Raw genomic sequence first — 9,522 nt, forward strand, 5'->3', positions numbered from 1 at the left:
GGGGCCGCTCTCCCGTGCGCGGCCCCCGCGTCCCGGCCCCGTTACGGGGCGATGCCCCACCTACGGCGCAGGGAACGGTCGGCCCAGTTGAAGAACACGTCGATGAGGATCCCGATCGCCAGCACGATGATGATGTAGCTGAGCAGGCGTTCGGCGTCGTTGAGCTGACGTGCCTGGCTCAGCGCCCACCCGATCGAGTTCTGCTGGTTGATGATCACCAACAGCTCACCCGCCATCAGGGACCGCCAGGCGAACGCCCAGCCCTGTTTGAGACCGGTGACGAACATCGGCAGCGCGGCGGGGATGATCAGCAGCCGGTACCGCTGTGCCCCGCGCAACCCCATGACCTTGCCGGCGCGCAGCAGCGACGGCTGCACGTAGTCGATACCGGAGGTGAGACCGCCCGCGATCGAGGGCGCCGCGCCCAGGACGATCACGAACATGATCGCGGACTCGCTGATGCCGTACAGCAGCATCGCGAAGGGGAACCACACGATCGACGGCATCGTTTGCAGGCCGGTGATGAGCGAGCCGATCGCCACCCGCAACGGTTTGAACTGCGACACCGCCAGGCCGACGACCACACCCACGGCCAGGGCCAGGGCGAAGCCGATGAAGGCCCGCCGCATGGTGACCTGTACGGCCTCCCAGAACTCGGGGGTGGTGATCTCCCCGAAGAGGGTGGGCAGGACCCGGTCGGGCCCGGGGAAGACCCATTCGGTACGCCAGCCGCTCCACACCACGGCCTGCCAGGCCAACAGCACCAGGGCGACGGCGGCGAGCTTGGGCCAGGTGGCCGCCCAGATCCTCCCGGCGATCTCGGCCGGGCCGCGTTCGTCGGTGCCACGCTTGGGCTGTAGTTCGAGGGCGTCGAGGCCTTGGGCGGCGGTGTCCCTGTCCTGGGTCTCAGGCATGGCGTGAGACCTCCTCGCGGAGTCGGTCGGTGATGGCGGCGGCCTGTTCGGCGATCAGGGCGGAGTCGATACGGCGGGGACGTTCACCCTTCACCTCGAACTCGGAGATGATGCGCCCGGGACGACTGGACAACAGCACGACCCGGTCGCCCAGGCGCACCGCCTCACGCACGTTGTGGGTGACGAACATGATGGTCAGGGACTTCTCCCGCCAGATCCGTTCCAGTTCGTCGTGGAGGATGTCGCGGGTCATGGCGTCCAGTGCGCCGAAGGGTTCGTCCATGAGCAGGACGTCGGCGTCCTGGGCCAGGGCACGGGCCAGGGCCACGCGCTGGCGCATGCCGCCGGAGAGTTCGTGCGGGCGCTTGCGTTCCAGTCCGGTCAGACGCACCAGGTCCAGGAGTTCGGCCACACGCTTGCGGCGTTCGGCCTTGGGAACCTTGTTGACCTTCATGGGGATCTCGATGTTGGCGCCGACGGTGAGCCAGGGGAAGAGCGCGGCCTCCTGGAACATCATGGCCACACGGTGTCCACCCACGTCCACGCTGCCGGTGGTGGGGTCCTCCAGTCCGGCGACGAGGGAGAGCAGAGTGCTCTTGCCGCATCCGGAGGCGCCCAGGATGGCCAGGAACTCGCCCTCCTCTACCTGGACGGACATCCCGTCGATGGCGGTGACGGCGCCACGGCCGCGCCCGAACACCTTGGAGATGTCGTCGATCCGCACGGCGTTGGTGTCGGTGCGGGTCTCGGTGATGGTGCTCATTGTTTCCCTTCGCCTTCCAGGCCCACCGGGGCGGCCGAGGCGGCTCTCGGTGGGTTCGGGCGGACACTCATGTCGGGGGTTCTTCGAGGTCTGAAGCGGCACGGAAAAACTCTACTTAATAAGTAGGTTTTGTGGAACCACTAGAAGCCCTCGACCTCGTCATGTCCCTCCTCGGCGAGGATCTCGTTGAGCGCTTCGAGCGAGTAGATCCCCTCCAGCTCCACCGGGTCGAGCAGACCGACGGCCTCGGCGTGCTCGGCTCCGCCCCGCAGCGAGGGAGAGATGGGGTCGGCGGTGAACGAGACGTTGTCGAAGGCGGAGGCGACGACCTCCGGGGAGAGGTCCCCGCCGGTGAGGGCCTCCAGGTGTGCCAGGGTCACCTCCTGGGCCTCCTCGAAGTTGTCGTTCATCCAGTCGATCGTCTCGACGTGGCCCCGCAGCAGGTCCCGGACGGTATCGGGGTTCTCCTCCAGGAAGTCGGCGTTGACGATCAGGTTGGTGGTGACGAACTCACCGCCGGTGTCCGGCCACAGGTCCTTCTCGTCGACGAGCAACTCGGCGTCGTGCTCCAGGATCAGGCGGCTCAGGTGCGGCTCGGGTACCCACGCCCCGTCGATCTCACCGAGCTCGAAGGCGTTGATGATCTCGGCGTTCTCCTGCGGCAGGATGGACAGCTCGCCACCGCCCTCGGTGTCGATGTCCCACCCCTGCTCCTCGGCGAACCAGCGCAACGCCACGTCCTGGGTGTTGCCCAGCTGGGGCGTGGAAATGGTGTGGCCCGGCAGGTCCTCGACGTCGTCGATGCCCTCGCGCACCACCAGACCGGCACCCTGGGAGGTGGAACCGGCGATGACGCGCAGCGCGGTACCGCCGGATTGGGACCAGCCGTTGATCGTCGGGTTGGGGCCGATGAAGGTCGCGTCGATGTCGCCGGAGAACAGCGCGTTGATCGCGTCCGGGCCGGCGTTGAAGGTCTGGGTGGAGAGATCGACGTCGCCCAGCGCCTCGTCGAAGGTCCCGTTCTCCACACCCACCAGGGCGGGCGCGTGGGTGATGTTCGGGAAATAGCCGAGGGTGAGGGTGTCGGCGTCTCCGCCCGCGTCGGCGTCGGAGCCCCCGCAGGCGGTCGCGACCAGGCCGATCGCCAGTGCCGCGGCGGCGGTCGAAAGCGCGGAGGTTCGCATGCTCATGGGGCTCTCTTCTGTCGTGGGGTCGACCGGACAAGGAAATCCTACTTAATGAGTAGGATTAATGGGGAGGAAGGGCGCCATTCCCCTATGTGACCTGCACCACTGCGCATCCGACCCCGGACATACGAAAGGGCGACGGAGTCGAAGGACTCCGCCGCCCCGAACGGCGTGACGTGCGCGGTTACTCGACCGGCCGACCATCGGCGTCGACGGCCACGACGACGCCCTGCCAGGTCTCCTGGATGTACTCCAGGACCTGTTCGTCGTGGAGCAGCTCGGCCAGCAGCTGGACCCGCTCGTCGTCGACGTTCTCGTCCAAGGTCACCAGGCCGTTGGCGTACTTCTCGACGTAGTCGTCGCCCTCGGGCTCCCAGGCCAGGAGGTTGGACTCCTCGGCGAGGTCGGTCTCGATGGCGTAGTTGCCGTTGACGACCGCGGCGTCGACGTCGGAGATCGAACGCGGAAGCTGGGCGGCCTCCAGCGGCGTGATCGTCAAATCGTTCGGGTTGTCGGTGACGTCCTTCTCGGTGGCGGTCTCGCCGGCCTCCGGGTCGACGGTGATCAGGCCCTCGGTCTCCAGGATGCCCAGGGCACGGTTGAGGTTGGCCGGGTCGTTGGGCACCGCGATCTCGGCGCCCTCAGGCAGGTCGTCGATGCTCTCGACGCTCTCCGAGTACAGCCCCAGACGTTCGATGTGCACGTCGGTGAGGTAGGTGAGGTCGGCGTCGGGACCGTTCTCGACCCACTCGTTCATGAACGAACGGTGCTGGAAGTAGTTCGCGTCCAGGTCGCCGTCGACCAGCTGAGCGTTGGGCGTGTTGTAGTCGGCGATCTCCACGATGTCGAGCTCCAGCCCGGCCTCCTCGGCGAGGTTCTCGTCGATGAAGGCGAGGACGTCACCGTGCGGGACGGGAGCGACACCGACACGGAGCGGCGCCTGGCCGCCCTCTTCGGCCTCGGAGGTCTGCTCGCTGGGGGCACCGCAGGCGGCGACCGCGAGAGTCAGGGCGGCCGCGCCGATGAGGATCGAGGTCGTGCGCATGAGTGCGCTCCTTCGTGATCATGGGATGGAGGATCGCGGGGGTGGCCGAGGCCGGGACGGGCCTGGACGCGGTGTACTCGGGCGCCCTTTTGGTGCGCCTAAGAGCCGATCAGACCCTATCCAACCTACATGGTAGGAATAATCCGATTAACACTGACCGAAACGTGGCCTTGGCCACAGCCTGGAGATTCCCTACTAATCAGGTAGATATCAAGGGGAATCGGGCGCATCATGGAATCATGCTCAGCGCACGCACCGCCACACCCGGAACCAACGGTCGCTCCACCCTCACGCGGCCACCCCTGACCGCCGTCCGCTCCCCCGAGGGCCACCCCCCGAAGGTCACGGTCCCCGAAGGGGAACACTCCCTGCTCGGCGTCCTGCCGCTGCCCGAGAGCGGCCGGTACATGCTGGTCTATGGGGTCGTCGTGGACGAACCCCCTGCCCGGGCGCGCCCCACCGCCGAGGCGACCGACGGTGTCCTGTTGCGGGACCGCAACGCCCGTCGGGTCTGGGTCCAAGACCAAGAGATCGACCTGACCTACCAGGAGTACGAGCTGCTGGACTGCCTGACCGCCGCCCCCGGCCGCGCGGTCACCCGCTCCGAACTCCTCGAACGGGTCTGGGGTGTGAGTCCGGACCTGCACTCGCGCACCATCGACGTGCACATCCACCGACTGCGCCGGAAGCTGGGACCGGCCGGAGAACGCATCGCCACGGTCCGCAAGGTCGGGTACATCTATCGTGGCCCCCGGGCGTCGGCACTGGAGCGGGGGGACTGACCGGGTGGAAACGACGAAGGGCGCGGCGCCGTGAAGGGCGCCGCGCCCGCTCTTTCGCGGGGTGGATCGTTCGTGTCTAGAAGACGAAGTCGCGGAAGAGCAGCACCGCCAGCAGGAGACCGACGATCAGGTTGAACGCGGTGGCCGCGGCGAACACACCGATCGGACGCCAACCCGCCTCACGCAGCGAACTCAACTTGAACTCCAGGCCGATGCTGGTGAAGGCGGCGATGAGGAACCAGTCCCGCAGCGCCTTGGCGGTGTCCAGACCCGCCTGCCCGTCGTCGCCCGTGCCGTTGGCCCACAGGGTCGCCACGACCGAGGCCAGCAGGAAACCCAGCACGAACTTGGGGAAGCGGTCCCACAGGGTGCGCAGGCCGGGACGGTTCGCGCCGGTCTCGCCCGCGGGGGCGACCTTGAAGGCGAAGTAGGCGGTGAGCGCCACCGCCACCACGCCCATGAGGACGTTCTGGGTGGACTTGACGATGGAGGCGATCTGCAGGGCCTCCTCGCCCACGATCGCGCCGGAGGCCGCGACGGCCGCGGTGGTGTCGATGTTGCCGCCGATCCAGGCGCCCGCCTGGGCGGTGTTCAGACCGAGCACCTCGACCAGCCAGGGCAGCAGGAAGATCGAGGGCACGGCGAACAGGATGACCAGGCTGGCGGTGTAGGCGAGCTGCTCCTTCCTGGCCTGCACGGCGCCGGCGGCGGCGATCGCGGCGCTCACACCACAGATCGACACCGAGGAGGCGAGCAGGGCGCGTAGTCGGTCGTCCAGACCGAGCCTGCCACCGATCCACCAGGCGAACAGGAAGACCGAGGTGACCAGGAACAGCGCTTGGAGGACGGCGGGTCCGGCGGCCTGAACGATGACGTCGAACAGGACGGTCGAGCCGAGCAGGACCAGACCGGTCTTGATGAAGAACTCGGTCTTGAAGGCCGGGGCGAGCCGGTCGCGCAGACCGAGCAGGGACAGGACCAGGTTGCCGAGCAGGCCCAGCAGGATCGCGTAGACGGGGTACTCGATCGCTTTGGCGAATCCGGCGAAGGAGGAGCCCTCCGCGATGGCGGGCACCCAGGACTCCAGAAACCGGGTGGTGGCGGCCAGGCCCAGAACGACGATCAGGCCCAGGGCGGCCCAGCCCCAGGGGACGGGTGCGGTGGTGTTGATGGTCTCGGTGGTCTCGTCAGGGGTCTCGGCGCTCACGGGATCAGCCCCGCCGGAATCACGCCGACCAGAGCCAGGCCGAGCAGGACGAGGCCGGTGAGGGTGGCGGCCCAGTCCTCGCTGATTCGGAACCCCGACCGCGCGGGGGCGCTTTCGGGTGTGGGGGTGGAGGGTGTCTCGCTCATGTCCTTCTCGATCTCCGGGCGTCGATGCGCCCTGGGGTGACGGGGGTGATCGTGGGGAGGCGTCGACCTAACTCGATTAAACCTACTTATTTAGTAGAGTTAAAGGGCGTGGGTCGAGCCGGACCCCGCGACGACGCGGGTCACGCCGTCGCGGGCCTTCGGGAAACGGTGCGGGTCAGCCGCGTGGATCGGTCACCGGCAGGCCGGCGGCACGCCAGGCGCGAAAACCACCGTCCAGGTCGGTGGCGTGGGCCAGTCCCAGCTCCTGGAGCTGGACCGCGGCCAGACTGGAGGCGTAACCCTCGTTGCAGAACAGCACGACGCGCCGGTCGGCGGAGTCGGCCTCGGGAACCCGATCGGGACTGGTGGGATCCAGACGCCATTCCAGGACGTTGCGGTCGATCACCAAGGCGCCGGGGATCTCCCCCTCGGCCTCACGGTCGGTGACCGGACGGGTGTCCACCAGCAGGGCGCCCTCGCGTTGGGCGGAGTAAGCCTGGTGCGGACCGAGCCGCTCCAGCCGGGCGCGCTTGCTGTCGAGGAGCCGTTCGACGGCGCTGGTCGGACGCCCGCTCATCGCCGCCGCTCCCCCGGTGCGGCCGCCGAGGAGGGGACGGCCTCCAGTGTGGGAACGTTCGGCTCGGGGTCGGTGGTGAGGATGCTGCCGGTACGGCGCAACGAACCCTGGTCGGCGATCTCGTAGTAGTGCATGGCGGTCAGCGGCGGCGAGTAGGCGTGCACGCTCACGGCCGGAACATCGGAGGCGTTGACGACGTCGTGCACGTGACCGAGGGGAAAGCGGCCGCCCTCGCGTTCGGCCAGCGTGCGCGTGCGCAGTCCGTCTTCCCAGTAGTGCTCGACCAGCTCACCGGTGACGACGGTGAGCGCCCCCAGCGAACCGGCGTGGTCGTGCAGCCGGGTGGACTGGTCGGGGGTCCAGGAGATGAGCCAGACGTCGGTGTAGTCGTCGGCTCGCAGCCGGACCGACCAGCGGTTCTCAGCATCGAAGTGGAGCTCATGGAGCCCCTGGCGGACCTCTTCGGCGACCTCCGTGGTCAGCTCGGAGAGGCGACCCGGTGTGAGCGGTGTCGGTGCGGCGATGTCGTTGACGGTCATGGTCCTTGTGGCCTTCTCGTGGTGTCGGTGGTGATCCGGGAACTCGGGTCACCGACAGTGCTCGTCGAAGGCCATGGGCCGCCGCCAGGGCCGAAGGTGTGGTGATGCGCTGGCTGCCATGCCCGTCAGTAAACCACATTTCCTATCGCTTTAGTAGGTAGTAGCGCTCCACGTGGCGCGGACCTCCCGCCATGCCCGGAAGATCCCCCGAAGGCGATCGCCCGACCGGCACCGGGCGCGGAACCGCCCTCCTTCGATTTGAGTTATATCGACTCAATTTCCTTGATGCGCCCTTGCTCGGGCAAGTTATCCACAGAGGCGCACCCCGGGCTGTGAGAGGGGTCACGAAAGTGCGAGAATGAGCCTGCCGAGCCCCGGCCAGGACCCCCTCACCCACACGGAGCGAACATGGCACTCGTCGCCGGAATCGACAGCTCGACGCAGTCCTGCAAGATCGTGGTCTGCGACAGCACCACCGGCAAGGTCGTGCGCGAGGGACGCGCCCCGCACCCCGACGGCACCGAGACCCACCCCCGCCACTGGTGGAGCGCCTTGAGCGAAGCCTCCTCCGGACTGCTCGACGACGTCGCCGCGGTGTCCGTGGCAGGCCAACAACACGGCATGGTCGTGGTCGACGAGGACGGGGAGGTCATCCGCCCCGCCCTGCTGTGGAACGACGCCCGCTCCGCCGGGGCGACCCACGACCTGGTCCAGGAACTGGGCGGCCCCAAGGCCTGGGCCGACGCCGTGGGCAACGTGCCGGTGGCCAGCTTCACCGTCGGCAAGCTGCGCTGGTTCGCCGAACACGAACCCGAGCTCGCCGCCCGCGCGCACGGCGTGATGCTCCCCCACGACTGGCTGACCTGGCGGCTCGGCGGCGCCCGCCAAGCGCCCACCACCGACCGCGGCGACGCCTCCGGCACCGGCTACTGGTCGCCCGCCGAGAACACCTACCGCACCGACCTGCTGGTGCGCGGGTTCGGCCGGGAACTGGAGGTGCCCCGAGTGGCCGCCCCCGCCGAGGCGGTGGGCCACACCCCCGAAGGCGCCCTCATCGCGCCCGGCACCGGCGACAACATGGGCGCCGCGCTCGGTCTGGGAGTACGCCCGGGCGACGTGGTCGTGTCCCTGGGAACCAGCGGCACCGTGTTCGCCGCCCACGACCGCCCCACCCACGACCCCACCGGAACGGTGTGCGGATTCGCCGACGCCACCGGCGGCCACCTGCCACTGGTGTGCACCCTCAACGCCGCCCGGGTGCTGAGCTCGGCCGCCACGATGCTCGGCACCGACCTGGCCGGACTCGACCACCTCGCGTTGGGAGCGCGGCCAGGGGCCGATGGCGTGGTGTTGCTGCCCTACCTGGACGGTGAACGCACCCCGGAGCTTCCCGAGGCCACCGGTTCCCTGCACGGCCTGCGCAGGGACAACATGACCCCCGCCAACATCGCCCGCGCCGCCGTGGAGGGGATGCTGTGCGGACTCGCCGACGGACTCGCCGCCCTCGCCGGCCAGGGGGTGCCGACCGAACGAGTGCTCCTGGTGGGCGGAGGTGCCCGATCGGCCGCGGTCCGGGCCATCGCCCCCATCGTCCTGGGCGCGCCCGTGGTGGTTCCGCCCGCAGCCGAGTACGTGGCGTTGGGCGCCGCCCGCCAGGCCGCGTGGGCACTGTCCGGTGAGGAACTGCCACCGGTGTGGACCCTGGGCGCGCCGGAAGAGGTGTCCGCGCACACCTCCGACGCCGGAACGGAACTGCGTGAACGCTACGCGCACTTCCGGCACACCGTTCACGGGGTATAGGCCCGCGAAGGCCCCGGAACACGGGTTCGGTACGCTGTTCCATCGTGTTCCGGGGCGCACCGGACCTTCGAGTAGCGGGAGCATGGATGTCGGTCGAGGAACGGTTGCGGGTACCGATCGGATCGGCGCCGGACTGGTCCACCTACCCCGACGCCCGCCGCATCCTCGTCGTGGCCCACACCGTCACCACCCTGACGAGGCTTCTCGACGTCCTTCCGCTGTTCGATTCCGACCCGAGGATCCAGCTCGTCTTCACCCGGGCCAGAACCTCCAATTTCCGCGAGGGCGTCACCGAATTCCTCCACGACATCGGCGCCGTCGTCGCCCCCTGGGAACAGGCGATGGAGGAGGAATTCGACCTGGCGATCGCGGCCAGTTACGGCGACGACCTACACCTGATAAATGCGCCTTTGGTTGTTTTCTCTCATGGTGCAGGATTCAATAAGCTAGGGAAAACGGAAAATGGAAAACGGAAAGCGGAAACGGTCTTCGGTCTAGGGCCGGCCACCAACACCGTTGTTTTAGGGTGTTGTCGCTGGTAGAGAGCTGCGGGATGCTGTGG

11 protein-coding genes are annotated in these 9,522 nt (G+C 68.3%); 3 read left to right on the forward strand and 8 right to left on the reverse strand.

Going from position 1 to position 9,522, the window contains the following annotated elements; genetic code table 11:
* Nucleotides 1-41 precede the first annotated feature (41 nt).
* The 4 genes from BQ8420_RS17510 to BQ8420_RS17525 all read right to left on the reverse strand — a co-directional run bounded on the left by BQ8420_RS17510 (nucleotide 42) and on the right by BQ8420_RS17525 (nucleotide 3,909).
* Nucleotides 42-914, reverse strand: a complete 873-nt coding sequence (locus BQ8420_RS17510; protein WP_087100203.1) for an ABC transporter permease — start codon at nucleotides 912-914, stop codon at nucleotides 42-44.
* Nucleotides 907-1,677, reverse strand: coding sequence for an ABC transporter ATP-binding protein (locus BQ8420_RS17515; RefSeq protein WP_087100204.1), 771 nt, complete (start codon nucleotides 1,675-1,677; stop codon nucleotides 907-909). Before BQ8420_RS17515 ends, BQ8420_RS17510 begins: the two co-directional genes overlap by 8 nt.
* 140 nt (nucleotides 1,678-1,817) lie before the next feature.
* Nucleotides 1,818-2,867, reverse strand: a complete 1,050-nt coding sequence (locus BQ8420_RS17520) for an ABC transporter substrate-binding protein (protein WP_087100205.1) — start codon at nucleotides 2,865-2,867, stop codon at nucleotides 1,818-1,820.
* Nucleotides 2,868-3,048: 181 nt separating this feature from the next.
* Nucleotides 3,049-3,909: a MetQ/NlpA family ABC transporter substrate-binding protein gene (locus tag BQ8420_RS17525; RefSeq protein WP_087100206.1), complete on the reverse strand. Its 861-nt coding sequence runs from the start codon at nucleotides 3,907-3,909 to the stop codon at nucleotides 3,049-3,051.
* A gap of 239 nt (nucleotides 3,910-4,148) precedes the next feature.
* Here BQ8420_RS17525 and BQ8420_RS17530 point away from each other — a divergent pair, with 239 nt between their 5' ends.
* Nucleotides 4,149-4,691 (forward strand): winged helix-turn-helix domain-containing protein, encoded by a 543-nt coding sequence (locus BQ8420_RS17530; RefSeq protein ID WP_087100207.1) that lies wholly within the window; start codon nucleotides 4,149-4,151, stop codon nucleotides 4,689-4,691.
* Nucleotides 4,692-4,767: 76 nt separating this feature from the next.
* On the opposite strand, the gene BQ8420_RS17535 is transcribed toward BQ8420_RS17530, so the two are convergent.
* The 4 genes from BQ8420_RS17535 to BQ8420_RS17545 all read right to left on the reverse strand — a co-directional run bounded on the left by BQ8420_RS17535 (nucleotide 4,768) and on the right by BQ8420_RS17545 (nucleotide 7,160).
* The gene (locus tag BQ8420_RS17535) at nucleotides 4,768-5,898 is read right to left on the reverse strand and encodes a YeiH family protein (protein WP_087100208.1); all 1,131 of its coding nucleotides are present in this window, start codon (nucleotides 5,896-5,898) and stop codon (nucleotides 4,768-4,770) included.
* Entirely contained in the window at nucleotides 5,895-6,044 is a 150-nt protein-coding gene (locus tag BQ8420_RS32825) for a hypothetical protein (RefSeq protein ID WP_235006335.1), read from the reverse strand. The genes BQ8420_RS17535 and BQ8420_RS32825 overlap by 4 nt, the downstream gene beginning before the upstream one ends.
* A gap of 175 nt (nucleotides 6,045-6,219) precedes the next feature.
* The gene (locus BQ8420_RS17540; protein WP_087100209.1) at nucleotides 6,220-6,621 is read right to left on the reverse strand and encodes a rhodanese-like domain-containing protein; all 402 of its coding nucleotides are present in this window, start codon (nucleotides 6,619-6,621) and stop codon (nucleotides 6,220-6,222) included.
* A complete protein-coding gene (locus BQ8420_RS17545) occupies nucleotides 6,618-7,160 on the reverse strand; it encodes a cysteine dioxygenase family protein (RefSeq protein ID WP_087100210.1) in 543 nt (180 codons plus the stop codon). Before BQ8420_RS17545 ends, BQ8420_RS17540 begins: the two co-directional genes overlap by 4 nt.
* A 408-nt stretch (nucleotides 7,161-7,568) precedes the next feature.
* Here BQ8420_RS17545 and xylB point away from each other — a divergent pair, with 408 nt between their 5' ends.
* Both xylB and BQ8420_RS17555 read left to right on the forward strand, forming a co-directional pair.
* The gene (gene xylB, locus BQ8420_RS17550) at nucleotides 7,569-8,960 is read left to right on the forward strand and encodes a xylulokinase (protein WP_087100211.1); all 1,392 of its coding nucleotides are present in this window, start codon (nucleotides 7,569-7,571) and stop codon (nucleotides 8,958-8,960) included.
* 86 nt (nucleotides 8,961-9,046) lie between these two features.
* The gene (locus tag BQ8420_RS17555; RefSeq protein WP_200815972.1) at nucleotides 9,047-9,502 is read left to right on the forward strand and encodes a hypothetical protein; all 456 of its coding nucleotides are present in this window, start codon (nucleotides 9,047-9,049) and stop codon (nucleotides 9,500-9,502) included.
* Nucleotides 9,503-9,522: the final 20 nt, after the last annotated feature.

This window comes from Nocardiopsis sp. JB363 (assembly GCF_900143625.1).
Classification (GTDB): Bacteria; Actinomycetota; Actinomycetes; order Streptosporangiales; family Streptosporangiaceae; genus Nocardiopsis.